Raw genomic sequence first — 25,117 nt, forward strand, 5'->3', positions numbered from 1 at the left:
GAAGTATCTCAATAACGTGATCGAGGCCGATCACGGAAAGCTCAAGATACTGATCAAGCCGGTGCGCGGTTTCAAATCGATCCCCACGGCCTATGCCACGATCAAGGGATTCGAAGTCATGCGAGCCCTGCGCAAAGGACAGGCTCGCCCCTGGTGCCTGCAGCCCGGCATCAGGGGCGAGGTGCGCCTTGTGGAGAGAGCTTTTGGCATTGGGCCCTCGGCGCTGACGGAGGCCATGGGCATGCTCAACCACCATTTCGCAGCAGCCGCCTGATCGGCGCAGAGCGACAGCCTACCTCTGACTGCCGCCAATCTTTGCAACAGAGCCATCGGCAGCATCTTCACCCGCGCGAAGAACGCCCAGGCGCGCAGCTATGCCACCACGTCAAAGAATGTGGCGCGGCTGATGCTGATCTTTCGCAGGACAATCGACGCATTGACCGATGCGGTCGATACCGGCGAAGATCCAATGGAGGCCCTGGACGCATCGGTCGGGTGGAACACCCTCCTGAAGGCGAGGCCAGAAGTGGCGACAATCGCGGAAACCGCCAACCTTGATCCGCTGACGGTGGCGGCCGACCGCTATGCGACGTTGCGCAAGTTCGCCCCCGACCTGCTTGAGGCGCTCCAGTTCAGGGCCGGAAAGGGCAGTGCAAAAACGATCGCCGCCATCGAGATGCTGCGCGACCTCAACAGGTCGGGCAAACGCGATCTGCCTGCCGACGCTCCGATGCCCTTCCGCAAGGAATGGCGGAAAATCGTCGTGGGCGATGACGGCAAGATCAACCGGCGTCTCTGGGAAATCGCGACGATCGCGCATCTGCGCAACAAGCTGCGTTCCGGGGATGTCTGGGTGGAGCGATCGGCAGGATACCGCCGGTTCGACAGCTACCTGCTCAGCGAACCCCAGGCGAAGCCGATCGTGTCGGCTCTCGGTCTGCCACCCACAGCCGGCGAATGGCTCGAACAGCGGGGCCGCGAACTTGACTGGCGGCTTAAGAAATTTGCCCAGCGCCTGAAGCGCGACGCTCTGGAGGGTGTGCGATATCGCGACGACCGCCTCCAGATATCCCCCGTTCGCACGATCGCGACGCCCGACGCCGAAGCGCTGGCCGACCGGCTCGATGCCATGATGCCACGCATCCGCATCACCGAGCTACTGCATGAGGTGGCGCAGGAAACCGGCTTTCTTGCGGCGTTCACCAACCTGCGTACCGGCGAGCCGTGTCCCAATGAAAACGCGCTGCTCGCCACGATCCTCGCCGATGCGACCAATCTCGGCCTGTCGCGCATGGCGGCGGCGAGTCAGGGCGTCACGCGCGATCAGCTCCTCTGGACCCATGACGCCTATATCCGCGACGACAGCTACCGCGCGGCGCTGGCCCTCCTCATCAACGCGCACCACCGCCTGCCATTCTCACGAGTATGGGGCGACGGCACCACGTCCAGTTCCGATGGCCAGTTCTTCAGGGCCGCGAAGCGCGGCGCGTCGGGCGGCGATATCAACGCCCGCTATGGCGTCGATCATGGCTTCAGCTTCTACACCCATAATTCTGATCAGCGCGCGCCCTACCACGTCAAAGTGATCTCGGCCGCGACGCATGAGGCGCCCTATGTCCTCGACGGCCTCACCAGCCACGGCACCGATCTCAGGATCGTCGAGCATTACACCGACACCGGCGGGGCGACCGATCATGTCTTCGCCCTGTGCGCGATGCTGGGATTTCGCTTCTGCCCGCGCCTGCGCGACTTCCCCGACAGGCGGCTCGCGCCGATCGCGCCGGTCACGGCCTATCCGTCCATCACCCCGCTGTTGGGCAAGCGTATCCGCACCGACATCATCGGTGAGCAATGGGAAGACGTGCTGCGCCTCGTAGGGTCGATCAAGGCCGGCCATGTCGCGCCATCGGTCATGCTGCGAAAGCTCGCTGCCTACGAACGGCAGAACCAGCTCGATGTCGCGCTACAGGAAATCGGCAAGATCGAGCGGACGCTGTTCATGCTGGACTGGCTAGAAAATCCCGATCTGCGCCGGCGATGCCATGCCGGTCTCAACAACAGCGAGCAGCGCCATGCCCTGACGCAGGCGATCTACACATTCCGCCAGGGCCGCATCATCGACCGCAGCCACGAGGCGCAGCAATATCGGGCGTCCGGCCTCAATCTGCTCGTCGCCGCGATCGTCTATTGGAACACGATCTACATGGATGCCGCCGCCCAGCATCTACGATCAACATCGGTCGCGGTGCCTGATGATCTACTCGCCCATACGTCCCCAGTAGGTTGGGAGCATATTGCTTTCTCGGGCGATTTCCTCTGGGATCGAGCAGCCGCTTCCGCTGGCCGCAAGGCCCTCAATCTGCCGCCGGATAGCCGCGCCGCCTAAGCGTTCGCTGATTGTTCGCCCTTAGCGTTGCGTGTGGATGGCTCCCGCGTTGCGGTGCGATTTTCTGACGTTCTGACATGCCATATCGAGTGCAGTCGCGTGTCCGGCCTTTATGTGCAGCCTTTATACGGCTGCTGGCCTTGAAGGATTCCGCCAGCCCTGGCCTCCTCATCGTTTACGCGGACTCGAAGTCCTGTACGCTAAGCAGGTTTGCCGAAGCTCGGTGGATCGAATGGCTTGCCTTCAGTCGGTCTTCACACCTCAACCTTGTTTTGCCATCGCCTGCCAATCAGGCTGCGATCGCCAATTCCTTTCTTTCATACTCGACGCCGCGCGTCATCACCACCCATGCAATACGCGCCATCTTGTTGGCCAGAGCAACGGCCACGACCTTGGGCGGACGGCGATCAAGCAAGGCTTTGGCCCATTCAAAGCCTTTGACGCTGCCCGCCCGGACATGCCGCAGCACTGAAGTCGCACCGACGACCAGCAATTGTCGCAGGTAGCGATTGCCGCCCTTGGTAATCTTGCCCAGGCGGGTCTTGCCACCTGACGAGTTTTGCCGGGGCACGAGTCCAAGCCAGGCGGCGAAATGGCGGGCCGACCTGAAGCTCTGCGCGTTGGTCACCATCGACGCGAGCGCCGAGGCGGTGATCACACCAACGCCGGGGATGGTTTCAAGGATGTTGCTGACGTCGTTGCGATAATGCCAGCGGGTCAACTGCTTATCGATCCCGGTGAGCTTGTCCTGCAGTTCTTGAATGTGGCGCGCTAAGACGCCGAGTGTCTCGCGCGCCAGTTCCGGAAGATCGAGTTCGTCCCCTTTCGCAAGCCGATCGACCATGCGCACCACCTGCGCCACGCCGGTACCCGTCACAAGACCGAATTCGGCCAGATGGCTGCGCACGGCATTGAACATCATCGTCCGCTGCTTGATCAGCAGTGCCCGCGTTTTGTGCAGCACGCCGCCAGCCTGCTGGTCAACTGACTTGATTTCGACGAACCGCATTGTCGGCCGCGTCACCGCCTCGCAAATCGCTTCGGCATCGGCGGCATCGTTCTTCTGCCGCTTGACGTAAGGTTTCACGTAGATCGGCGGGATGAGTTTTACGTCGTGGCCCAGGTTCTGGAGCTGCCGACCCCAGTGATGCGCCGTTCCGCAGGCTTCGATCCCGATCAGAACCGGAGGCAATGCCGCGAAAAACTTCAACATCTGTCCGCGCTTCAATTGCCGGGTCACAACCACCTGACCCGCAGCGTCTACACCATGGACCTGGAACACCGACTTCGCGATATCCAGCCCAATCGTGACAATCTCACTCATCGTCCGTCTCCTCGCTCTTCAGCCGAGGCAGTCTGCCTCAGCCGGTGAGCGGGAGCCATCCACTCCATCGTTTAGCGTACCATCCACGCTATGCCCTCCTTTAGCGGCCGGGTGGGATCGAGAAGGGGGGGCACCCCCCTTCGGCGGCCGATCATTCTGCGGGGGCACCTTGGGCCGGTTTGCCGCTTTTTTCGACACCGGGTTATAACAACTAGGTTTAATATAAAGGTTATGAAGGGTTAAAAGCCGGTTAGCTTGACCGGAAAACGCGCGCAAGCCGTTGATACGCCAAGGAAAAGGCTCGAAGGGCCGCCCCTCAAGTGTCAATGGATAAGCCCCTCAAGGGTCAATAGTCTGCCCGTCAAGTGTCAAGGATCGCGCCCCTCATCTGTCAGCACCCCCGCCCCTCAAGTGTCAGTACGGCAAGGGCCTTGCCAACAGGCTTATCCACAACTTCTGTGGATAAAGCCAGCCCGATCAAGCACATAGGCCGCCTCGACGGCCTCCGGCGCGGCTCCAGCCGGCCGATTTCGAGGCCGGCCCCTCATCTGTCAGCATCGCGCCGGGGTGCGCTGCCCCCCAAGTGTCAAGAAACGCCCCTCAACTGTCACCAGCCGGCGTTTTGTCCCCAAACGATCCACAAGGCCGACCAGGCAGCGCCGGCCCTCTATGGCCCCGAGAAGGGGCCAGAAAGGGGTCGCCTCAGAAAACGGAAAATAAAGCACGCTAAGCCCTTACTTACCCAGATGTTTGACTGTTCGTGGCACTTTCACCATGGCAATTGCAATTGCCCAACTGAATCGCACCGGCTTCCGTGGAGGCTCAACTCCTGAGAGGATTGAGTCATGAACACTAAAGCTGCTCGTTTTAGCCCTGAGGTACGTGAACGTGCCGTACGTTTGGTGCAGGAGTGCCAAGCGGATTACGCATCACTGTGGGGTGCATGCGAATCGATTGCCCCCAAGATTGGCTGCTCTGTCAGTACCCTGCATGGATGGGTACAGCGCAAAGAAATAGATGCAGGCCAACGACCGGGTTTGACTACAGATGAACGTGAGCGGCTCAAGCAACTGGAGCGGGAGAACAAGGAGTTGCGGCGTGCCAATGACATACTCAAGGCTGCGAGCGCTTTTTTTGCGCAGGCGGAGCTGGACCGTCGCATCAAGAGCTGATTGACTTTGTAGACAAGTACCGTGATGCCTATGGGGTCGAGCCAATTTGCCGACTGCTGCAAATTGCCCCATCGGGCTACAGACGCAGGGTTCAACAAAGAAACTGCCCATGGCTGCGCTGCAAGCGCAGCCAATCAGACGAAGAGAGTTGCGGTCATATCCAACGTGTATGGCATGCAAACTGGCAAGTTTATGGGGTGATCAAAGTCTGGAAGCAAATGCATCGAGAGGGCTTGCCTATTGCCCGCTGCACGGTGCAGCGCCTGATGCGCAAGCTAGGGTTGGAGGGTGCGCGGCGTGGCAAGAAGGTGTGCACAACACGCCCAGATGTGGCAAGGCCATGCCCACTAGACCTCGTCAACCGCCAGTTCACAGCCCAACGTCCTAACCAGCTTTGGGTTGCAGACTTTACCTATGTATCGACATGGCAAGGTCAGATGTTTGCGGCCTTTGTGATTGATGTCTATGCCCGCCGGATTGTGGGTTGGCGAGTCAGCAGCCACATGCGCACTGACTTTGTTGTGGATGCATTGGAGCAAGCTCTCTACGCACGGCATCCTTCAAGCGATGAAAAGCTGATTCATCACTCCGACAGGGGGAGTCAGTACGTGTCCATTCGCTACACAGAGCGCTTGGAGGAAGCTGGCCTGATGCCTTCGGTGGGCAGCACCGGCGACTCCTATGACAACGCCCTGGCTGAAACTATCAACGGCTTGTACAAAACGGAGGTCTGGACCGGCCAGCCTTTCGTAGACACCTAGGAGCCATAATTCATGGCAACGACAGAGGTGTTTATGAGCAACAGGCAGTACACGGATGAGTTCAAGGCCGAAGCGGTCAAGCAGGTAACCGAACGTGGCTTCCGGGTGGCCGATGTGGCCCAGCGGCTCGGGGTCTCCACCCACAGCCTGTACGAGTGGCTGCGCAAGGCGAAGAGCGCTGCCAATGCCGACGGCGCGGAGGCGGCACTGCTGCCGACGGCGAAGGACTCGGCGGAGGTCCGGCGACTGAAGGCCGAGATCAAGCGTCTGACCGAGGAGCGCGACATCCTAAAAAATGTCCGCTGTCAAGGACTTTCGATTTGCATCGGACGGACGCAAACCCATATCTGACGCGGGTTTAGAGGGTATTCGGGTTCCGGGTAGCTACGGACCGCATCCATGTCAGGAGTTGCATGGGAGCCTGGGGATTGTGCTTCCCGGCGACCTGAGGCGCGCGCCAGCGCATAGACGCTGAGTGCGCGCACGGTCACCGTACCGCTGGAGCGAGCACGCCTCTGGCAGCCGTGGCCCGCAGCCGCCCAAGGGCAAACGGCGGCGCACACAGTACTCAGCGATCGAACTGCAGGAAACTCTCGACGTTCGCATTCAGCTCTTTCACAAGAGTCTGAGCATCATCGACGATGCGCTGTAGTGAAGCGCCGCCATCCATGTAGACCCTCATGGACACCAGTTGGAGCAGGCTAAGACCGATTCGGCGCAGATCGGCCAGCGTGCTTTCCGGCACAACAGACAGCCTGAAATAGGTCCAAGTGGCGATTTGCTGGCCGATGCCATAGGTTTCCTGCTGGGCTTTCTCGACACGCCCATCGAAGATCTCTTTGTTGGCACGGTCCCACATTTGGGTCAACTTGCGGGCAAGTTTGGCAATCGCCTCCAGGACTTTTCGCTGTGTCTCATCGCTGACCTCGATAGGATCGACCAGATCGCGCATCAACTCCGCAGCAGCGAAGCCTGCGGAGTTGCACACGTCGTTGAAGTTTTCCCCTTCGCCGAGGTAGTGCCGGAACTGTGCGACTTCATCGAGCTTCTCAGCTGTGGCTTCCAACCGTTCATTGACGTGGCTCTCAATGGCCCAGTCGGAGACGGACAGGTCGCGCAGCTTTGACGCATAGACCTCCGCATCTGCCGACCAATCTTCAATCCAGGGTTTCAGGCTTCGCATCTCGGAGTCCGTATCGCTCCAGCGTCGCACGTTGGCGAGCACGTCGGCCAGCGCAGACAGCTCCGGATGATTCTTGGGTCCTTCTGCGGCCTCCCCGGGCATGGAAGCTGTCAAGGCAGCGCGAACCTCTGAGGCCGTCGCCGGTCGGGAGACCGTGCCGTGCCGGATGTACGCGCGCGAATCCACGTAGTACAGAGGCTCTGAACCCTTCTCGACAGTGATGACGAGAACGCCGAGCCCATTTGCCGATGTCCAGCCGATCTGCGGGCGGACGGGGGGATCGATGATCTGGCAAACGCCCACGATCCTTCTGCCGAGATCATCTCGAACCGCTGGGTCATGTGCATTTTCGACTCCTGGAATCGAGCCGTCGTCTGCCACTCCAAGAAGGAGTCGGCCCCCGCTGCTGGAAGCGAAAGCCGCGATTTCCTTGGCAAGATCCCGCACCTGCTTTGGCAGCTCTCGCTTGAATTCCACAGTCTCGCTCTCACCGCCCTGAGCAAGCCGAGGAATATCTTCAGATAGCTGGGCGTCCGCCCACGGTTCGATGGTCATAGCGATATCATGCCCGCGCCTCGAAAGATCTCCACGAATTCCCGAGCTCCCTGCAGCAGCTGGCGCACGCCCACGTCGCGTGATTGCTTTGACTTTGAGTAATCGCTGGTGTGTGCACCATAAACGTATCAGCGCGCCTGCGGGCCTGCGGCAGTTTGACCGAACAGAAGCTTCTTGCCCTCCTCCGTCACCGCAGGACGCGATGCGAAAGGCTCGCCGCGCGCATAGGCCCTGATCGTCGCGGGACGATTGCGAATCGCATCAAACCACCGCCGCAGACTGGGGAACTCGTCGAGTTCCTGCTGCTGGCGCTTCCACGGCACCACCCAGGGGTAGGTCGCCATGTCCGCGATCGAATAGGTTTCACCTGCGAGATATTCCTGCACGGCCAGGCGTCGGTCGAGCACACCGTACAGGCGATTGGTCTCGTTGACGTAGCGCGTGATGGCATAGGGGATCTTCTCGGGCGCATAGATGCCAAAGTGATGGTTCTGACCGGCCATGGGGCCGAGTCCACCGACCTGCCAGAAGAGCCATTCCAGCACCGCCTTGCGCTCACGCAGGTCGGTCGGCATGAAGCGACCCGTTTTCTCCGCAAGATAGACCAGGATGGCGCCCGATTCAAAGACGGTCACGGGCTCCCCGCCGTCGACCGGCTGCATGTCGATGATCGCAGGCATCCGGTTGTTCGGCGAGAACGCGAGGAACTCAGGCTTGAACTGGTCGCCCGCACTGATGTCGACAGGATGAATGCGGTATTCGAGGCCAGCCTCCTCCAGAAACATCGTGACCTTGTGGCCATTGGGCGTGGGCCAATAGTAGAGGTCGATCATTTGCGACTCCGTCGTTGAGATGTGCCGGCGCCATCGAGCAGCGCCAATGCGGGCCGGACAAGCCCACGCAGCAATTCCGGTTCTGGCCGCGATCGCGCGAGGACGCGCAGCCCCATTAGCAAGCCGAGCAGCATCCGGGCGAGATCATCGGCCGGCAACGTGATGTTGATCGCGCCGGCATCTTGGCCGGCCTTGACGCAACGGTAGAAGAAGGCCTCCATGTCGCGCAAGACAGCGGCCAGTGCAGCCTGAAACTCCGCGTCGTGAGGTGCCAGCTCCAGTGCCGAGTTCACGATCAGGCATCCCTTGCGCTGGTCGTCGGCCAGCGACAATTCGATGATCTCATCGAAGAACGCACCGATGGCCGCACGAGGTGCCAACTGGGACTCGAAGCGCCGGACCCGATCGCAAAAGCCTCGCTCGACATAGTGTTCGAGCGCCTGCCGGTACAGCGTGCGTTTGTCGCCAAACGTGTTGTACAGACTGGGGCCGGCGATACCCATCGCGTCGGCCAGGTCCCGCACCGAGGTGGCTTCGTAGCCCCTCGACCAGAAGCATTGAATCGCGGCATCGAGGGCCACTGCTTCGTCAAACTCTCTGGGGCGCGCCATGATCGTTCCTGGATCGGTTCGTGGTTGGCTTCGTGAGTGGATGCGGTGCTTGATGCCGCGTCGTCACAATGCGCTGTGGTCCTTGACCGCCTCTTCCAGCGCGCTCTTGAGCGTCAGGAATCTCGCATCGACCGCTACCGGATCGTTACGGTTGAGCGCAATCATCTGGGCTCTCGCCTCCCCGCCCCGGATGACCTCGAAAGCGTTCGCCTCGATCCCGGCGACGATGGCATCGGCCACCGCAGAAGCAGGCTCGCGCGAAAACCCCAGTTCGGGACCAGCGCGATTCGACTTCATCATCGGCGTGTCCGTGCCTCCAGGATAGGCCGTCAACACATGAATGCCTTCGCCCTTGAGCTCGCGCCTGAGCGCCTCGCCAAAGCGAGCCAGACCTGCTTTCACCGCGGCATACGTTGCATAGAAGGGTGCGCCGACCAGGGCAATGCCGGAGGCGACATTCACCACCATGGCATCTCCGCTGGCCCGCAGAGCGGGGAGCGCCGCGCGGGTCAACAAGACTGGCGCGAGCAAGTCGACGATCACCATCTGCTCGATATCGGCTTCCGTGGTGTTCTCCAGCCGGCCAGCCCGCACGCCGCCGGCGTTGTTGACGAGGATGTCGAGTCCGCCCAGCGTCTGTATCGCCTGGTCCAGCGTGGCCGCGCGTCCCTCGGGACTTCCCACGTCAGCGCAGACGCCCGTCGCCGAGTCAAGGCTGCGCAGTGCATCGTCCAGGACGCTTCTGCGCCTTCCGGTGATGACCACCCTGGCGCCTCGCGCGATCAGCGCATGGGCCAGCGCGAGGCCGATCCCGCTCGATCCGCCCGTGACGAGGACCCGCTTGTTCTTCAGTTCCATTTCAAACTCCTTGCGCCGATGCAGGGGGATAGTTCGACGGGAAGAGCGCACGCTTGGTCTCCTCGTCGTTGATCGCCTTGAACGCATGGCTCTTGGCGAGCGCCCGGGCGCGAGCGACCGCCGGACGCGCATCCACGCCTGCGAACCACCGCTTCAGTTCGGGAAAGGGCCCCAGAGGATCCTCGGCGCCCTTGCGCACGCGGGAAGCGCGATCGAGCCAGCCCCAGGCGGAGATGTCGGCGATCGTGAAACCGCTGCCGACGATGAACTCGCGTCCGGACAGGTGATCGTTGAGAACCTGATAGTGCCGCTCCGCCTCGCGGCGGTAACGATTGGCCGCGTAGTCCAAGCCCTCGGGCGCGGCGAACTGGAAGTGCACCGCCTGCCCGGAGAACGGCCCCAATCCCGAGGCGATGAAGAGCAGCCAGGACAGCAACTCCGGCCGATCCTCGGACGTGCCCAGAAGCTGGCCGGTCTTTTCCGCCAGATAGATCAGGATGGCGGTCGAGTCGAAGACCCTGACTTCGTTGCCGCCCGGCCCCTCGGTATCGACGATGGCCGGTACCTTGCCGTTCGGATTGATCGCACGAAAGGCGGGCGCATGCTGCTCGCCCTTGCTTGTGTCGACCGGCAAGGCTTCGTAGGCCAGACCGGTCTCCTCCAGAAAGAGCGCGATCTTTGCGGGGTTGGGGGTCGGATGAAAGTAGAACCGGATCATGGTGTATGCCTCGTGGTTGCGGAAATCGATGGCTTCGCTGCTTTACGGGCAGGACGTGCTGCCAAGAGCACGCCGCCAACAACGACGGCAAGTGCAACGCACTCTCCACCAGACGGCAGCTCTCCAAGTACGGGAATGGCGGCCAGCGAAGCAACGACCGGAATCAGGGCGATGATGGCTGTGGCCGCAGATGGGCCCAGAAGCGCGACAGAGCGATTGAAGGAAACGATCGCAACGCCGCTCATCAGGACGCCCTGATAGACGGCCTGCAAGCCGATCTCGCTGGGTGAGGCCATGGCGAGGCGACTGAGCCCGCCAAAAATATAGATCGGCAGGAAGAGGATGGCCGACCAGAAGCAGATCAGGGCTGCGGCCTGCACAGGTGTCAGGGCGCTGCGCCGAAAAAGCAGCGTGTAGACGGCCCACATGGCAGCGGCAGTCATCAGGGCGATGAGGCCCATCGGGTTCATGCCACCGTGAGCGGAAACACCGCCTGCAACCATGAACACCAGTCCGATGATGATGGCGAGGTAGCCACACCAGCGCGCGCGGCCCTGTTTCTCTTTCAGGAAAATCCACGCGAAGGCGCCGGCGAATACCGGCATCAGGGTCGGCGCTATCGCTGCCGCGCGGCCGGCCGACGTGAGCTGCAGGCCGAGCGCGACCGCCAGGACGAAGGGCAACCCCCAAAGGCAGGCATAGACCAGCCCCTCACGCCATTCCTTGGCTGATAGGCGTCTCTTTCCCCGCAACAGCACTGGAAGAAGAATGACGGCACCGATGCCGAACCGCAGCGCGGTCACATCCCACAGGCGAAGTTCGCGCGTGACACTGAAGCGCGTCACGACGAACCAGCCCGCAAAGATCGTGACGCTGAGCCCGGCCCAGCAGAATCCGCGCAAGACGTTCCGGGATGATCTCTGAGGCCACGACGCGGCAGCCGGTCCGACTACCGCTTCTTGCACCAAGTCGACGGCCTGCGTCACGTAACCGCCTGCTCTTGCAGCGCCGCAAGAAGTCGCTGCGGGGCCAATCGCTGCCGGTAATCGACCTCGATGAAAGCCAGCGAGATCCTCTGGTTCGGCGTGATCACATAGGTGGCGGGAACGGGCAGCTCCCAACTGGCGTCCCCATTTATGCTCGGCAGCGCCTTGTTGCTGGAACTCAAGGCATCGCGCAGTTCCTGCGGCAATGGATAGACCAGCCCGAATTGGCGAGCCACGTCATTGCCCAGATCGCTCAGGACGTTAAACGTCAACGCCTCGCGCTCCGCGGTTGACAGTGATGCGTCCGGAAGCTGAGGTGAGATGGCCAGCATGCTTGCGCCAAAGGATGCCAACTCGGGCAGCAAGGCCTGGTAGGACCGCAGTTGGAGGTTGCAGTACGGACACCAGCCACCTCGATAGAAGGTCACCACCACAGGACCTTGCTTGAGAGCAGCGGACAGCGACACCGTGCCGCCTTGGGCGTCCGGCAACGAAAAGTCGGGGGCCCTGTCTCCCTCCTTCAGCGCAGCGTGCCTCGCAAAGGTCGATCGCAGTTCCTCGATCCTGGACTCATAGAGCGCGACCCGGCCGGCTGGAGCGGTGCGGGCGAACTCCTTTCGCAATTCTTGCAGTTGTCGATCAAGATCAATAACGGCCACTTGGATCTCCCTTCGAGCAAGGCAGTCGCGGCGGGGATCGCAGCGGACTCCCGTTATTTTATATCAGTCGATAAAAAATGGCTTGTGTCAAGCGTTTTGCCTGAATGCAGGTCGCATCAGGCATAGTCGTGACTGAAATTGCCGGACTCTTCATGCGCTTTTCAGGTGTCACTGCTTCGCGCGGCGCGCGATTTGCGCATGGTGGCAAGAAAGGGAAAGAGAGCAATCACCATCACACAGGCACCTGCATAGCCGCAGGCCAGCCGGTGCGCGATGGACCCCGCGCTGCTGCCTTCCAACAGTCCGTTGGTCACCGCTCCGGCCGTTGAGGTCAGTAGACAACCGAACAGGCTAAAGGGGACGATGTCCGCGCCTCGACGCCATTTTGCGGCCAGCCACTTCAATCTCTGCTCCCCCCGGCATTTCCATCCAGCAGCTCAAGGCCGGTCATGTCGCACAAAGCGTGCAGGCTCAAACCTTCGACGATGTCGCTTGCGGTCATGCCGTAGGGTGTGCGGGTGAAGGTGGCCAAGTCCGTGTAGACGCGACCGACACAGGCCAAGCCCGTGAGCGGATAAGTGCATGCCTTGACTAGTTTGCTCTGCCCCGACCGGGTCAGCAGATCCATCATCACCCACGTTTGCCTAGCGCCCGTAGCAAGGTCCATGGCGCCCCCCACGGCAGGGATGTCCTCCGGATTGCCGGTGTGCCAGTTCGCAAGGTCGCCGAATTGGCTGACCTGAAATGCGCCCAGCACGCAAATGTCGAGATGGCCGCCGCGCATCATGGCAAAGCTGTCTGCGTGGTGGAAGTAAGAGCCTCCAGCTAGAAGTGTGACTGGTTGCTTGCCAGCGTTTATGAGGTCGTAGTCTTCCTCGCCCGATTCTGGGGCTGGTCCCATGCCCAGTATGCCGTTCTCGCTGTGCAGCACGATACCAGCGCCCTCCGGCAGGTAGTTGGCAATCAGCGTGGGCATGCCGATGCCCAGGTTCACATAGGAATTGTCCGGAATGTCGCGGGCGATTAGGGACGCCAGTTCAGCCTTGTCACGGCTTCGGTAGTTCATTGCCTCATGCCCCCTTGAATCCGCCGGCGCCGGTGGCCGCGCGCGGCACCTGCACCAGTGACTTGACGAAGATGCCAGGCGTGACCACGGTCTCCGGGTCCATGTCACCAGCCGCCAGCACCTCATGGACCGAGGCGACGGTGCGCCGGGCCGCCGTCGCCATGATGGGACCGAAGTTCCTGGCGGCTTTCCGGTAGGTGAGGTTGCCCCAGGCGTCGCCGCGTTCGGCCTTGATGAGCGCCAGGTCCGCGTGGATGGGCAACTCCAGCACGTACATCCTTCCCGCGATCTCGCGCGTCTCTTTGCCCTGCGCGAGCTTCGTGCCGTAGCCCACCGGCGTGAAGAAGCCGCCTATGCCGGCGCCTGCGGCGCGTATGCGTTCGACTAGATTGCCTTGCGGCACCAGCTCCAGCTCGATGCGGCGCTGCCGGTACAGCGCATCGAAGATTTGGCTGTCGGCTTGCCGCGGGAAGCTGCAGATTATCTTGCGCACGCGGCCGGCCTTGAGCAGCGCGGCCAAGCCGCTGTCACCATTGCCAGCGTTGTTATTGACAACCACTAATTCCCTAGCACCGGTGGCGATCAGTCCTCCTATCAGTTCATTGGGGATGCCGGCGGTGCCGAAACCGCCGACCATCACGACCGATGCGTCGGCTACGGGGCCGATCGCCTCGGCCACCGTACTTGCGATCTTGCCGGCCATCAAGTACCTTGGTGCCGATTCAGAAAGGCGACGGCGCGCGTAAACGCCGATTCCGCGGCGCGCGGCGAGTAGCCGAAGGAGCGAACCGAGTTGAAAAAGCCGTGCCCGGCTCCCGCATACAGATGCAGCTCGTTGGTCTCGCTGCTCGAGAGCGCGCTTGTAAGGACATCGAGCACTGGAGGCGGTATGTGCGCGTCGTCGTCGCCAACGTGGACCTGCGTGGGACACTTTAGCGTAATCAGTTGTTCTTGGTAGTCGTTAACACGCACCGGATAAAAGGACACGCTCGCGAGGATGCCGCCTTGGGCCGCCAACAGTAACGCGTATTTGCCTCCTAGGCAAAAACCTAATACGCTAATTTCTCCGTTGCAGCGTGGATCAGCCGCCAGTGCATTGATGGCAGCGCGGCTGTCCGCCAGCGCCACAGAGTCGTCCATCTTTTGCCAGATGGCGATCGCGCGTTCGCGGTCCGCTTCCGTGTAGCCCAGCTCAACGCGCGACTCTACTTGGCTGAATAGGTCGGGTGCCAGCACCGCGAACCCTGCCTGCGAGAACTGGTCTGCCGCCAGGCGCATCGCGCCGTTGATGCCGAAAATCTCAGGCAGCAGCACGATGCCGGGCCGGGCCTGACCAGGCTGCGCAGTGATGTAGCCATCCATGGGGCCGTGCGAGGTGTCGATGGAATAATTGAAATTAGTCATGTCTTGCGGGTGTAGAAATTGATCTTGTCGTGGTCGGGCTGTACGCCCAGGCCGATGCCGCCCGGTACCACAACCTCAAAGTCGCGGTATCGTGTGGGCTCAGTGGCCAGGTCATCGGCCAGCAGGAGCGGGCCGATGAGTTCGCAGTCCCAGTCTAGCGCCGGCAGCGCGCTGAACAGTTGCAGGGCGGCGGCCGTGCCTAGGGAACTTTCCAGCGCCATACCGCCATAGATGGGAATGCCGGCGGCCTCGGCCACCGCAGCAGCCTTGTAGGCGCGACGAATGCCGCCGCCCTTGCCGATCTTCACTCCGTACAGTCCGGTGGCGCCCGACTTGAAGGAGGCGTATGCATCGTGGAAATCCCACAAACCTTCATCGGCCACCACCGCCATCCGTAGGCGCAACGACAGCGCCGCCATGCCGTCACGGTTCCAGTGAGGCAGCGGCTGCTCGACCATGGCGATGCCTGCGTCTTCGAACTGCGGCAGGTAGCGCGCGCATGTCGCTATATCCCAAGCTTGGTTCAGGTCGACCGTCACAACCGCGTGCGCAGCGATATCATGGATCGCCCGCGCAGTACGCATGACTCTACGAGATTCAGTCTCAGGACCTTCGAACCCCATCTTGATCTTGAACGTCTTATGGCGGCGCTCCTGCAGCATGCGGGCCGCATCGTCGATGTCTGCGGCCGCGTCGCCCGAGACCAATGCCCACAGCACGGGCATGGAACCGCGCACCTGGCCGCCGTAAAGCGCGCTGACGGGAATCCCCAGCAGGCGCCCCACGGCGTCGTGCACGGCCACGTCTACGGCCGCCTTGGCGAAGTGGTTGCCGGCCGCCGCCCGGTCCATGGTCTTGAGCACCTGCTCATGGGCGAACACGTTTACACCCCGCAGCGCCGGCGCCAAGTAGCGGTCGATCACACACTTGATTGTTTCGCAGGATTCGCCGCCCCAGAAGGCGGTGCCTGCGGGCGTGCCACCTTCTCCGTGTGCGACTGCGCCGCCCGAAGTGCGCAGCGTCAGGAACACTAGCGACTGCTGAGCATGCGAGGCATTGGAGTGATTGTGGGTCTTTTTCAGCGGGACATCGACGATGCGTGTTTCGATGGCCTCAATAGTTTCGTTCTGCGGCACGCGAGAATTCATCACAGGTAGGTAGAGTGGTCTGGGCGCAGGCCTGACCATGCATTGGTCAGCAACCTGCGGATGAGGCCTGCGTCTAGAGGGCGAGGGTTGGCATAGGGCTTGGACATGACCAGATCGGTAACCTTGTCGATGTCTGATTCCCGCATGCCGATGTCGCGCAGCGCAACCGGCACATCACAGCTGCTGGCGATATCGTGGATGCGTCCAGCAATGCCACCGCCGCCCATGGCGCGCTTGATGACATCCACAGCATCGCGCACACTGGGCGCGTTGTAGGCGATTGCGTGCGGCAGCACGATGGTGTGCGTCTCGGCGTGTGGCAGGTTAAGCGCGCCGCCGAGCGTGTGACACAGTTTGTGATGCAAGCCCATGGAGGTGGACGCAAGGCACATGGCGCTCATCCAGGAGCCGTACAGTGCCTGACCGCGCACTTCAGGATCGGCCGCGCCTGTGCGCAGCGCCGGCAGGCTGCGATATAGAGCGGCGATACCGGCTTCAGCCATCTGGGCGACCACCGGGTTGGTGTCGCTGGCATAAAGCGCCTCCACGGCATGTGCCATGGCATTAATGCCGCTGGCGACCGACATGGCCAGTGGCAGCGAGTAAGTCAGTTCGACGTCGTAGATGACGGTTTCGGGCAGGACCCTGGGGCTGCGCTGCGTCGTTTTTATGCCGCTTTCGGTCTGCCCGAGTATGGGCGTCATCTCCGAGCCTGCGTAGGTGGTGGGAATTACCAGTTGGGGCAGGTCAGTATGCAGCGCGATGGCCTTGGACAGGCCGATGGCCGAACCGCCCCCAATTGCGACGATTCCGTCCACGCCCAGCCTAGCAACCTCCGTCAGCGCTTCCTGCGTGAGCTCGGTGGGCGTGTGCATGGCCGCGCGCGTGAAAGCGCCGGCGCAAGCGCCGCCCAGCTGCTCGCGCAGGAGTTGCGCGTGGGCGGCCTGGGGCGCGCTGGCAACAACCATCGCTCGGCGGCAACCCAGCTTGTCCAGCTCGCTGCCCAATTCCGAGATAGTCCCGCGGCCAAAGCGCACGCGCGACGGGAGGCTTTGGTAGGTGAAGTTCAGCATGGTTGCAGCTTTCAGGCCACCGAGCTCGCGTAGAGCGGGCTGTCGTCCGTCGGGATGTTGAACTGACCGTCGAACACAGCCTTGATCCAGGGCTGAATGGTGACAAAGGCACGCAGTCCCGCCTTGGTGAAGGGGTCGTTGTCTACGAAGGCACGAGCTTCCTCCATGCTGGCGACTGAGATCACATAGCTGCCGCCCTTGACAGCCTTGCCGTCGTCGGTAAATGTCGCGCCGGCAGCCAGCACTTGGGAGGAGCGCGCCTCCATGTATTTGCGGTGCTCAGACACCACGGCCTGGCGCCTGGCGGCGGTGCCAGGCAGATCTTGGAAAAAAATCGCTACGTACATTAGACAGTCTCCTTCTTCTTGCGTGTCTTGCTGAGGGTGGATGTTTCTGCGGGCACATTGCCCGCCGTCGTGGATTCGGGGATCGACTCGGCCAGCACCTTGAGCAGGGCGCGCAGCGCGCCCATTTCGACTTCTCCCATGCTCTGGGCCCATTCGGCCTCGATCGCCAAGCCGATCTCTATCGCGCGCGACTGCATCTGCATGCCGCGGGCGGACAGGCGCACTAGCTTGGCCCGCCGGTCCGTCGCGCTCTGCGCGGCTTCCAGGTAGCCGGCTCCCAGCAGCGAATCGACCAAGAAGCCCATGCTTTGCTTGGCCATGCCAGCGCGCCGGGCCAGATCAGACACGGAGGCGCCGGCCAGCGGCAGGTGCCTGAACACAGCGCCATGCGCTTCACGAACGTCGGGATAGCTGACGGCCAGCGCCGTGTAGACGCGCGCTGCCAGTGCTTCGAACGGCGTGCGTAGCAAAGTGCCAAGCGTGCCGGCCAAGGCGCCCATGGTGGCATCTGGTTTGGCGGGCTTCCAGGGCGAATAGGTTTCGGTGGACTTTTTCATAATTTTCCGTGAATCAATATGGACATATTATCTGCCTAAAAGAAGTGATGTCAAGTTCATTATTCGGGTTATTACTGACGAAATACCAATTCACAAAGACAAAAAGACTGTCTAATATAGCCAGACATTCTGTCTAAAACTATGATCAAACTGCACACATGGACAACGCCCAACGGGCGAAAGGTATCGATCGCGCTGGAAGAGCTGGGGCTGGAGTACGAAGTCGTGCCGGTGGACCTGTCAAAGGACGAGCAGCTTTCACCCGCATTCCTGCAGCTCAATCCCAACAACAAGATTCCCGTGATCGAGGACAGTCAGGGCCCCGGCGGGCGGCCGCTGGTGCTGTTCGAGTCGGGCGCGATCCTGATCTACTTGGCGGAGAAGACTGGCAAGCTGCTCCCTGCCAGTGCCCAGGATCGCTACCTGGCACTGCAGTGGCTTATGTTCCAGATGGGTGGGGTCGGTCCCATGTTCGGCCAGACCCATCACTTCCGCCGCTTTGCATCGGGTGAAGCTTATCCTCTCAAGCGCTTCTCGAATGAGACGCATCGCCTCTACCGAGTGCTAGAGGGGCAGCTGCGGACCCACCGCTACCTGGCGGGCAGCGAATACGGCATTGCCGACATCGCCATCTATCCCTGGGTGGACCGCTTCGAACTGCACGACATCTCATGGGACAGTCTGCCCAGCGTTAAGCGCTGGTTCGACGAGGTGGGCGCACGGCCTGCCGTGCAGCGCGGCATGAGCATTCCCCACACCAGGAGGCCCGCATGAAAGTTCTCGGCCGGTTGAGTTCGCACAATGTGCAGAAGGTGATGTGGTGCGCAGCGGAACTCGGCATTGCCGTGGAGCGCACCGACGTAGGCGGCAAGTTTGGAGGCAACAAGGAAGACGCTTATCTGCGGCTCAATCCCAACGGCGTAGTGCCGACCCTGCTGGATGATGGCGTGGTTGTCTGGGAATCCAACACCATCCTGAGATATCTGTGCAATACGCATCCCACGAGCCTGTATCCCGCCGGTGCCGCGCAGAGATCTGAGGTCGAGCGCTGGATGGACTGGCAGCTGACAACCCTGGTGGCCGGCATGGTCCCGCTGTTCCAGTCGATCGTGCGCACACCTAAGGAGCAGCACCAGTCAGAGCTGATTGCGCGCCACCGGACCACGTCTGCGACCGCGATGCGGATCATTGAATCGGCTCTCGCGCAAAGGCAGTACCTGGCAGGCGATGAATTCACGCTGGCAGACATCTGCATTGGGCCTTCGGTGTACCGCTGGTTCGAGCTGCCTATCGAACGTGAGGACCTTCCTGCGCTCGCTCGCTGGTACGAGGCCGCCAGGGCCAGGCCGGCTTTCCGCGAACAAGTCATGGTGGGCCTCTCGTGAACTTGCGCCCAACTCACGTTCAACACTTCTGATCCCATCACATGAAAACTAATCGAATCCACCTGCTGCTGATCACCGCGTTCCTAGCCTCGGCGCAACTCGCAGCCGCGCAAACCTATCCGGACAAGCCGGTGCGCATCATCGTGCCCTTCGCCACGGGAACCGCCGGCGACACGATCTCGCGCCTGCTGGCCGACAGCATGTCCGGAAGCCTCAAGCAGCCTTTCATCGTGGAAAACCGCCCTGGCGCGGGCGGCAACGTCGGCAGTCAAGCAGCCGCGCGCAGCCCGGCCGACGGCTACACGATCCTAATGGCCGCAACACCCAACTTCGCGATCAACCAGACGCTATACAGCAAGGCGGCCGTGGGCTTCGATGCCGATGCAGACTTCAGGCCGCTGGGTTTGGCTATGTCCGCGCCCAATCTGATCGTGGCCAACAATGCGGTGCCATTCAAAGATTTCGCAGGCATGCTGGCCTACGCGCGAAAGAATCCTGGCCACCTGTCCTTCGGCTCCTACGCAGCCGGCAGCACCGGGCACCTAGCTGGCGCGATGATCAACGCGCAGGCGGGCATCGACCTGCTGCACATCGCCGCCAAGGATCCGCTGACTATGGTTGCCGGCGAACATATCCAGCTGGCGCTGGTCACCCCGACCGCCACGCTACCGCTGGTGCGCGCGGGACGTCTCAAGGCCCTAGCCGTGACCTCGACCAGGCGCCTGTCCAGCGCGCAGGACATCCCCACTGTCAGCGAGTCCGGCTTGACCGGCTTCGAGGCGACTGCTTGGTACGGCTATGTGGTGCCCAAGCGCACGCCCGATGCCATCGCACGCGTGCTGGAGACAGAGCTTGAGCGCGCGATCAATTCGCCCAGGGCCAAAGAGTTCGCCAGAACTTCGGGCAACGAGATCACATGGATGAACGCCGCCACCTTCGGCGCCTACGTCAAGCAGGAGCGTGCGAAGTGGGGCGACGCTGTACGCCGCTCAGGCGCGCAGCCCGACTAGGCTCCCATGCACACCCTTTACTACAGCCCGGGCGCCTGCTCGCTTGCATCGCACATCGCGCTGGCGGAATCGGGGCTGGCATACCGATTAACGGAAATCAACACCAAAAACGGTGACAACCGAACGCCCGACTACCTGCGCATCAATCGCTGGGGCAAGGTGCCCGCACTCCTGCTGGCCACGGGTGAAGTGATTACCGAGGGGCCCGCGATTCTGACGCACATCGCCGACTCCGCGCGTGGACGCGCACTGCTGCCGGAGCCGGGTACGGTGGCGCGCGCCAGGGCCATGGAATGGCTGGCCTTTTTGTCCAGCACTGTGCATCCGGCCTTTCGCAACATGTTCCGTGCTGAGCGCGTTGCCGGCGATTCGCCACAGGCTATAGATAGTGTGCGGGAGCATGGCATCGCCGCGCTCGGCGCAGCGCTGGAGGAGGCCGACCACCGTATCGGTGCATCGGACTTTTTGATCGGCGATGACTTCACCGTCTGTGACGGTTACCTCACTGTGTTCTACCTGTGGAGCCTGCGTGTGCCGCTGAAAGAACGGTTGCCTGCCGTCCCCAAATACGCTGCGGTCGCCCAGCAGGTTCTGTTGCGTCCTGCGGTCCAGGGCGTGTTGGCACTGGAGCGCATCAAGCCGTGACGAAGGATGTCTATGACTTTGACCTGTTCGTCATCGGAGCGGGCTCTGGCGGTGTCCGGGCCGCGCGCATGGCGGCGCAGCGCGGCGTGCGCGTGTGCGTGGCTGAAGCCGCTGCGCTAGGCGGCACATGCGTTAATGTCGGCTGCATCCCGAAGAAGCTTTATAGCTACGCTGCGCACTACGCCGATGCGTTCGAGGAGGCGCGTGGCTTTGGCTGGGTTACCGGCGCGCCGGTGCTGGACTGGGAGCGCCTGAAGGCTCGGCGCGCAGCTGAAGTCCTGCGTCTCAACGGCGTCTACCAGGGCCTGTTGGAAGGCGCGGGCGTGACGATCGTGCAGGGCTGGGCATCGCTGCTGGACGAGCACGCGGTCCAGGTGCAGACGCAGGGCGGTCGCCGCACCTTCACTGCACATCACATTCTTCTCGCCACGGGCGGCACACCCAGCGTGCCCGATATTCCCGGCAGCGAATACGCCGTCAGCTCCGACGCTATGTTTGATCTCGCGCGGTTCCCAAAACGCTTGGTGGTGGTGGGTGGCGGCTATATCGCCTGCGAGTTCGCTTCGATTTTCAACGGCTTGGGTGCGCGGGTGACGCAGCTGTGCCGCGGACCGCAGTTGCTGCGCGGCTTCGACGATGAGATCAGGGAGTTCATCGCGCAAGAAATGAGCAAGGCCGGCATAAATGTCCGGCGGGACACCCAGCTTAGCTCGATTTCCAGCACGACCGACGGGCTGGAGCTCACGCTTGCCGATGGAGGTAGGCTGCGGGCCGACACCGTGCTGTTCGCTACAGGCCGCGTGCCTAACGTCACCGGCTTGGGCCTGGAGGCACTTGGGGTCGCCCGGGGTAGGGACGGCGCGATCCTAGTCGATGAGGGCTACCGCAGCAGCCTTCACTCGGTGTACGCCCTGGGCGACGTAACCGCGCGGGTGCAACTTACACCCGTGGCGCTGGGCGAAGCGATGGTGCTGGTGGACCGGCTCTTCGGACCGGCACAACGCTTCATGAGCTACGACTATATTCCCACCGCTGTGTTTACGCATCCGAATATCGGAACTGTGGGGTTTGGCGAGGCGCAGGCGCGCGAGAAATTTGGCAGGGTCACGGTGTACCGGGGGTCCGGTGAGAGAATGTTCGAAAACGATGGAGTGGATGGCTCCCGCTCACCGGCTGAGGCAGACTGCCTCGGCTGAAGAGCGAGGAGACGGACGATGAGTGAGATTGTCACGATTGGGCTGGATATCGCGAAGTCGGTGTTCCAGGTCCATGGTGTAGACGCTGCGGGTCAGGTGGTTGTGACCCGGCAATTGAAGCGCGGACAGATGTTGAAGTTTTTCGCGGCATTGCCTCCGGTTCTGATCGGGATCGAAGCCTGCGGAACGGCGCATCACTGGGGTCGGCAGCTCCAGAACCTGGGCCACGACGTAAAACTCATCCCGCCGATCTACGTGAAACCTTACGTCAAGCGGCAGAAGAACGATGCCGCCGATGCCGAAGCGATTTGCGAGGCGGTGACGCGGCCGACAATGCGGTTCGTCGAAATCAAGTCAGTTGACCAGCAGGCTGGCGGCGTGCTGCACAAAACGCGGGCACTGCTGATCAAGCAGCGGACGATGATGTTCAATGCCGTGCGCAGCCATCTGGCCGAATTCGGTCTTGTGACGGGTACCGGCGTGGCGCAGGTGGTGCGCATGGTCGATCGGCTTGCGAAAGGGGACGAACTCGATCTTCCGGAACTGGCGCGCGAGACACTCGGCGTCTTAGCGCGCCACATTCAAGAACTGCAGGACAAGCTCACCGGGATCGATAAGCAGTTGACCCGCTGGCATTATCGCAACGACGTCAGCAACATCCTTGAAACCATCCCCGGCGTTGGTGTGATCACCGCCTCGGCGCTCGCGTCGATGGTGACCAACGCGCAGAGCTTCAGGTCGGCCCGCCATTTCGCCGCCTGGCTTGGACTCGTGCCCCGGCAAAACTCGTCAGGTGGCAAGACCCGCCTGGGCAAGATTACCAAGGGCGGCAATCGCTACCTGCGACAATTGCTGGTCGTCGGTGCGACTTCAGTGCTGCGGCATGTCCGGGCGGGCAGCGTCAAAGGCTTTGAATGGGCCAAAGCCTTGCTTGATCGCCGTCCGCCCAAGGTCGTGGCCGTTGCTCTGGCCAACAAGATGGCGCGTATTGCATGGGTGGTGATGACGCGCGGCGTCGAGTATGAAAGAAAGGAATTGGCGATCGCAGCCTGATTGGCAGGCGATGGCAAAACAAGGTTGAGGTGTGAAGACCGACTGAAGGCAAGCCATTCGATCCACCGAGCTTCGGCAAACCTGCTTAGCGTACAGGACTTCGAGTCCGCGTAAACGATGAGGAGGCCAGGGCTGGCGGAATCCTTCAAGGCCAGCAGCCGTATAAAGGCTGCACATAAAGGCCGGACACGCGACTGCACTCGATATGGCATGTCAGAACGTCAGAAAATCGCACCGCAACGCGGGAGCCATCCACACGCGTACGCTAAGGGATCAGAGCGATTGCAGGGTGTGGAGCAGTTGGTATGAGGCCCGTTTGATTGCGCCATCGTAGCGGCCGAACGCGAACGCTGTCGCTTTCGCCTGTCTTTGGATCATGTCGGGATGCCGTTCGAAGGCTCGATCTACTGCAGCAAGCACATCGTCAGCACCTGATGCGACCTCTCCCAGATGCCAACCAGCGTACCTTGGATCGTCCTGCCAGTTAGCGCCATGCGCATTCACGAAAGCGACGGGCCGCGGCTTAGCGAGGAATTCGTAAAGCTGGCTCGACATGTCGCCCAGATAGATGTCGGCGGCCCGCGCATAGCTCATGTCGAACAGCTTGGGAGAATCCAGATCGACCGCGATGTGCTCTGGCACGGCAAGTTCCAGCCACCGCGCTCGCGCGATCGGATCGAGGTTTTCGAACGCGCGGACATGAGGGGCGAAGACCAAGTTGTACCGCTCCTGTTGGCGGAAACGGGCGATGACATCGCGAGCGATCCCGATCGAGGACAGCGCAGGATCAAAATGAGGGTTGTAGAAGACGGTCGGGCGATCGTTGTCGAACAATCGCGGTCCGGTGGGCAAGGCCTGCAAATAGTCGATCTTTATATAGCCCACGGCCGAAAGCCGCTTACGGCTGAGGCCTTGCGCGACGGCACGCTCGATGTCTTTCTGTCCGGGAACGAAGATGGCATCGAAGGCTCTCTGCTTGGCTTCGGAGGATGGTGCACGGTCGCCAGCGCCGTGGCGGAAATGTACCAGCGGACGCTTCCATCCGAGCCATCGCAACGCCGCAGAGGTGCGCTCGGGAACGATGATGGCCTGGGTCTTGCGGGCCTGCCATCGGATCCGCGCCAGCAGGGGCCCCTTCGCCGCCGAGCGGCTGCCCGTTATGCGCGCTGCAATCCTGCCCGCCCAAGGCCAGGCGATCTGCGTCACGGTCATCGTGCTGGCTCTCATCGCCGCAGCCACTGCGCGCAAGGCGGCGGCGGTGCGGTCGTCGGCGCAGATGCAGCGGACCGTGATATCCGGATGGCTCAGGCTAAGTTCTGCGGCGACCGGCGCGAGATGCAGGACCTGATGCTCCCCTCCGATGAATACGAACGTGAGATTGTTCAAATTCGTCATGCCTTGATCGATGGGCGCGCTTTTCGAGCGAGAAGCTTCTGTCCGTCCGTCCTGATCTCTCCGTTCGGCGTAACATGCCGGTAGAGCGTCTGACGCGTGATGCCCAGCTCGGCGCACAGCTCGGCGACCTTGGTTTCGGGTTTGCCCATAGCCGCCTGGGCAAGCCGCAGTTTGGCGGGCGTCATCTTGAACGGGCGACCGCCATGTCGGCCGCGCGCACGTGCCGATTCCAGACCGGCGCGGGTGCGCTCGACGATCAACTCGCGCTCAAACTCGGCGAGGCCGGCAAAAATCGCAAAGATCAACCGACCGTTGGCGGTGGTGGTGTCGATCGACGCGCCTTCGCCGGCCAGCACCTTGAGGCCGATGCCACGCTTGGTCAGGTCGCCGACTGTGTTAACGAGGTGGCGCAGGTCGCGACCGAGGCGGTCGAGCTTCCATATGACCAGCGTGTCATCACGGCGGCTCTGTTGCAAAAATCGTGAAGCTTGAGCATGCTTGGCGGAGATTGGACGGACGGAACGATGACGGATTTCAAGTGGCGCCATTTCCAGGGTGATGTGATCCTGTGGGCGGTGCGCTGGTATTGTCGCTATCCGATCAGCTATCGCGACCTTGAGGAAATGCTGGCGGAACGCGGCATTTCGGTCGACCATACGACGATCTATCGCTGGGTCCAGTGCTACGCCCCGGAGATGGAGAAGCGGCTGCGCTGGTTCTGGCGGCGTGGCTTTGATCCGAGCTGGCGCCTGGATGAAACCTACGTCAAGGTGCGGGGCAAGTGGACCTACC

Annotated in this window: 25 protein-coding genes, 4 pseudogenes and 1 other annotated feature; of the genes and pseudogenes, 11 read left to right on the plus strand and 18 right to left on the minus strand. The window is 61.8% G+C overall.

The features are described from left to right. The coding region (locus tag L286_RS36565) for a DDE-type integrase/transposase/recombinase (protein ID WP_021222970.1) at nt 1-274 on the plus strand (274 nt) is incomplete at its 5' end. A gap of 30 nt (nt 275-304) precedes the next feature. Further along, a pseudogene (locus L286_RS36570) lies at nt 305-2,386 on the plus strand (Tn3 family transposase); the annotation flags it as partial. A gap of 289 nt (nt 2,387-2,675) precedes the next feature. On the opposite strand, the gene L286_RS36575 reads toward L286_RS36570, so the two are convergent. Continuing rightward, nucleotides 2,676-3,710 (minus strand): IS110 family transposase, encoded by a 1,035-nt coding sequence (locus L286_RS36575; RefSeq protein WP_010338606.1) that lies wholly within the window; start codon nt 3,708-3,710, stop codon nt 2,676-2,678. 845 nt (nt 3,711-4,555) lie between these two features. Between L286_RS36575 and L286_RS0124685 the strand changes: the two are divergent. Together L286_RS0124685 and L286_RS36585 are read left to right on the plus strand one after the other, a co-directional pair. Continuing rightward, nucleotides 4,556-5,613: pseudogene (locus L286_RS0124685) on the plus strand (IS3 family transposase); the annotation flags it as partial. After that, nucleotides 4,837-4,953: a sequence feature (AL1L pseudoknot), on the plus strand. (Overlaps the previous pseudogene by 117 nt.) Nucleotides 5,614-5,676: 63 nt before the next feature. After that, nucleotides 5,677-5,946 (plus strand): annotated as a pseudogene (locus tag L286_RS36585) (transposase); the annotation flags it as partial. A gap of 265 nt (nt 5,947-6,211) precedes the next feature. Here the strand turns inward: L286_RS36585 and L286_RS36590 are convergent. From L286_RS36590 to L286_RS0124690, 15 genes are all read right to left on the minus strand, one after another. Next, complete coding sequence (locus L286_RS36590; RefSeq protein ID WP_020820181.1) at nt 6,212-7,381, minus strand: AlbA family DNA-binding domain-containing protein; 1,170 nt, start codon at nt 7,379-7,381, stop codon at nt 6,212-6,214. Nucleotides 7,382-7,509: 128 nt separating this feature from the next. After that, nucleotides 7,510-8,214, minus strand: a complete 705-nt coding sequence (locus L286_RS36595) for a glutathione binding-like protein (protein WP_013521170.1) — start codon at nt 8,212-8,214, stop codon at nt 7,510-7,512. After that, nucleotides 8,211-8,825, minus strand: a complete 615-nt coding sequence (locus L286_RS36600; protein ID WP_013521171.1) for a TetR/AcrR family transcriptional regulator — start codon at nt 8,823-8,825, stop codon at nt 8,211-8,213. Before L286_RS36600 ends, L286_RS36595 begins: the two co-directional genes overlap by 4 nt. Nucleotides 8,826-8,888: 63 nt before the next feature. Further along, entirely contained in the window at nt 8,889-9,683 is a 795-nt protein-coding gene (locus L286_RS36605) for an SDR family NAD(P)-dependent oxidoreductase (RefSeq protein ID WP_013521172.1), read from the minus strand. Nucleotide 9,684: 1 nt separating this feature from the next. Further along, nucleotides 9,685-10,401 (minus strand): glutathione S-transferase family protein, encoded by a 717-nt coding sequence (locus L286_RS36610; RefSeq protein ID WP_013521173.1) that lies wholly within the window; start codon nt 10,399-10,401, stop codon nt 9,685-9,687. Then, entirely contained in the window at nt 10,398-11,387 is a 990-nt protein-coding gene (locus L286_RS36615; RefSeq protein WP_013521174.1) for a DMT family transporter, read from the minus strand. The genes L286_RS36610 and L286_RS36615 overlap by 4 nt, the downstream gene beginning before the upstream one ends. Continuing rightward, entirely contained in the window at nt 11,384-12,046 is a 663-nt protein-coding gene (locus tag L286_RS36620; RefSeq protein WP_013521175.1) for a peroxiredoxin-like family protein, read from the minus strand. The genes L286_RS36615 and L286_RS36620 overlap by 4 nt, the downstream gene beginning before the upstream one ends. A gap of 161 nt (nt 12,047-12,207) precedes the next feature. Then, entirely contained in the window at nt 12,208-12,450 is a 243-nt protein-coding gene (locus L286_RS48550) for a hypothetical protein (protein ID WP_021225953.1), read from the minus strand. Next, complete coding sequence (locus tag L286_RS36625) at nt 12,447-13,112, minus strand: 3-oxoacid CoA-transferase subunit B (RefSeq protein ID WP_020820182.1); 666 nt, start codon at nt 13,110-13,112, stop codon at nt 12,447-12,449. Before L286_RS36625 ends, L286_RS48550 begins: the two co-directional genes overlap by 4 nt. A 4-nt stretch (nt 13,113-13,116) precedes the next feature. Next, a complete protein-coding gene (locus L286_RS36630) occupies nt 13,117-13,815 on the minus strand; it encodes a 3-oxoacid CoA-transferase subunit A (protein ID WP_020820183.1) in 699 nt (232 codons plus the stop codon). Continuing rightward, entirely contained in the window at nt 13,815-14,516 is a 702-nt protein-coding gene (locus L286_RS36635; RefSeq protein WP_020820184.1) for a dienelactone hydrolase family protein, read from the minus strand. The genes L286_RS36630 and L286_RS36635 overlap by 1 nt, the downstream gene beginning before the upstream one ends. Then, complete coding sequence (locus L286_RS36640; RefSeq protein ID WP_157838174.1) at nt 14,513-15,652, minus strand: muconate/chloromuconate family cycloisomerase; 1,140 nt, start codon at nt 15,650-15,652, stop codon at nt 14,513-14,515. Before L286_RS36640 ends, L286_RS36635 begins: the two co-directional genes overlap by 4 nt. Before the next feature lie 11 nt (nt 15,653-15,663). Beyond that, nucleotides 15,664-16,737, minus strand: a complete 1,074-nt coding sequence (locus tag L286_RS36645; RefSeq protein WP_020820186.1) for a maleylacetate reductase — start codon at nt 16,735-16,737, stop codon at nt 15,664-15,666. 11 nt (nt 16,738-16,748) lie between these two features. Beyond that, nucleotides 16,749-17,084 (minus strand): YciI family protein, encoded by a 336-nt coding sequence (locus tag L286_RS36650; RefSeq protein ID WP_020820187.1) that lies wholly within the window; start codon nt 17,082-17,084, stop codon nt 16,749-16,751. Further along, on the minus strand, nt 17,084-17,641 hold the full coding sequence (locus L286_RS0124690) for a MarR family winged helix-turn-helix transcriptional regulator (RefSeq protein ID WP_020820188.1): 558 nt from the start codon (nt 17,639-17,641) through the stop codon (nt 17,084-17,086). Before L286_RS0124690 ends, L286_RS36650 begins: the two co-directional genes overlap by 1 nt. Before the next feature lie 141 nt (nt 17,642-17,782). On the opposite strand from L286_RS0124690, the gene L286_RS36655 reads away from it, so the two are divergent. The 6 genes from L286_RS36655 to L286_RS36680 are packed head-to-tail and all read left to right on the plus strand — an operon-like array spanning nt 17,783 to nt 22,930. Next, nucleotides 17,783-18,415 carry a glutathione S-transferase family protein gene (locus L286_RS36655; protein ID WP_020820189.1) on the plus strand — a complete coding sequence of 211 codons (633 nt, stop codon included), beginning with the start codon at nt 17,783-17,785 and terminating at the stop codon, nt 18,413-18,415. Next, on the plus strand, nt 18,412-19,026 hold the full coding sequence (locus tag L286_RS36660) for a glutathione S-transferase family protein (protein WP_020820190.1): 615 nt from the start codon (nt 18,412-18,414) through the stop codon (nt 19,024-19,026). Before L286_RS36655 ends, L286_RS36660 begins: the two co-directional genes overlap by 4 nt. A 41-nt stretch (nt 19,027-19,067) precedes the next feature. Then, nucleotides 19,068-20,036, plus strand: a complete 969-nt coding sequence (locus L286_RS36665; protein WP_020820191.1) for a Bug family tripartite tricarboxylate transporter substrate binding protein — start codon at nt 19,068-19,070, stop codon at nt 20,034-20,036. Nucleotides 20,037-20,042: 6 nt separating this feature from the next. Beyond that, complete coding sequence (locus L286_RS36670; protein WP_020820192.1) at nt 20,043-20,681, plus strand: glutathione S-transferase N-terminal domain-containing protein; 639 nt, start codon at nt 20,043-20,045, stop codon at nt 20,679-20,681. Beyond that, nucleotides 20,678-21,877, plus strand: a complete 1,200-nt coding sequence (locus tag L286_RS36675) for an FAD-dependent oxidoreductase (RefSeq protein ID WP_020820193.1) — start codon at nt 20,678-20,680, stop codon at nt 21,875-21,877. The genes L286_RS36670 and L286_RS36675 overlap by 4 nt, the downstream gene beginning before the upstream one ends. Before the next feature lie 18 nt (nt 21,878-21,895). Further along, nucleotides 21,896-22,930, plus strand: a complete 1,035-nt coding sequence (locus L286_RS36680; protein ID WP_010338606.1) for an IS110 family transposase — start codon at nt 21,896-21,898, stop codon at nt 22,928-22,930. A gap of 273 nt (nt 22,931-23,203) precedes the next feature. Here L286_RS36680 and L286_RS36685 read toward each other — a convergent pair whose 3' ends face one another. Next, nucleotides 23,204-24,316 (minus strand): hypothetical protein, encoded by a 1,113-nt coding sequence (locus L286_RS36685; protein WP_160167732.1) that lies wholly within the window; start codon nt 24,314-24,316, stop codon nt 23,204-23,206. A 5-nt stretch (nt 24,317-24,321) separates the two neighbouring features. After that, nucleotides 24,322-24,789, minus strand: a pseudogene (locus L286_RS36690) (recombinase family protein); the annotation flags it as partial. A 60-nt stretch (nt 24,790-24,849) separates the two neighbouring features. Here L286_RS36690 and L286_RS36695 point away from each other — a divergent pair. Beyond that, nucleotides 24,850-25,117, plus strand: a 268-nt coding sequence (locus L286_RS36695; RefSeq protein ID WP_004154064.1) for an IS6 family transposase, incomplete at its 3' end; no start/stop codon positions are given.

The sequence above is a fragment of the Sphingobium sp. HDIP04 genome (assembly GCF_000445085.1).
GTDB classification, from domain to species: domain Bacteria; phylum Pseudomonadota; class Alphaproteobacteria; order Sphingomonadales; family Sphingomonadaceae; genus Sphingobium; species Sphingobium indicum.

Coding starts and splice junctions, on each gene's coding strand:
- L286_RS36660 (WP_020820190.1), top strand. CDS start 18,412: ATGAAAGTTCTCGGCCGGTTGAGTTCGCACAATGTGCAGAAGGTGATG.
- L286_RS36590 (WP_020820181.1), bottom strand. CDS start 7,381: ATGACCATCGAACCGTGGGCGGACGCCCAGCTATCTGAAGATATTCCT.
- L286_RS36655 (WP_020820189.1), top strand. CDS start 17,783: ATGATCAAACTGCACACATGGACAACGCCCAACGGGCGAAAGGTATCG.
- L286_RS36630 (WP_020820183.1), bottom strand. CDS start 13,815: ATGGCCGGCAAGATCGCAAGTACGGTGGCCGAGGCGATCGGCCCCGTA.
- L286_RS36665 (WP_020820191.1), top strand. CDS start 19,068: ATGAAAACTAATCGAATCCACCTGCTGCTGATCACCGCGTTCCTAGCC.
- L286_RS36650 (WP_020820187.1), bottom strand. CDS start 17,084: ATGTACGTAGCGATTTTTTTCCAAGATCTGCCTGGCACCGCCGCCAGG.
- L286_RS36635 (WP_020820184.1), bottom strand. CDS start 14,516: ATGACTAATTTCAATTATTCCATCGACACCTCGCACGGCCCCATGGAT.
- L286_RS36680 (WP_010338606.1), top strand. CDS start 21,896: ATGAGTGAGATTGTCACGATTGGGCTGGATATCGCGAAGTCGGTGTTC.
- L286_RS36645 (WP_020820186.1), bottom strand. CDS start 16,737: ATGCTGAACTTCACCTACCAAAGCCTCCCGTCGCGCGTGCGCTTTGGC.
- L286_RS36670 (WP_020820192.1), top strand. CDS start 20,043: ATGCACACCCTTTACTACAGCCCGGGCGCCTGCTCGCTTGCATCGCAC.
- L286_RS36610 (WP_013521173.1), bottom strand. CDS start 10,401: ATGATCCGGTTCTACTTTCATCCGACCCCCAACCCCGCAAAGATCGCG.
- L286_RS36605 (WP_013521172.1), bottom strand. CDS start 9,683: ATGGAACTGAAGAACAAGCGGGTCCTCGTCACGGGCGGATCGAGCGGG.
- L286_RS36600 (WP_013521171.1), bottom strand. CDS start 8,825: ATGGCGCGCCCCAGAGAGTTTGACGAAGCAGTGGCCCTCGATGCCGCG.
- L286_RS0124690 (WP_020820188.1), bottom strand. CDS start 17,641: ATGAAAAAGTCCACCGAAACCTATTCGCCCTGGAAGCCCGCCAAACCA.
- L286_RS36595 (WP_013521170.1), bottom strand. CDS start 8,214: ATGATCGACCTCTACTATTGGCCCACGCCCAATGGCCACAAGGTCACG.
- L286_RS36625 (WP_020820182.1), bottom strand. CDS start 13,112: ATGAACTACCGAAGCCGTGACAAGGCTGAACTGGCGTCCCTAATCGCC.
- L286_RS36575 (WP_010338606.1), bottom strand. CDS start 3,710: ATGAGTGAGATTGTCACGATTGGGCTGGATATCGCGAAGTCGGTGTTC.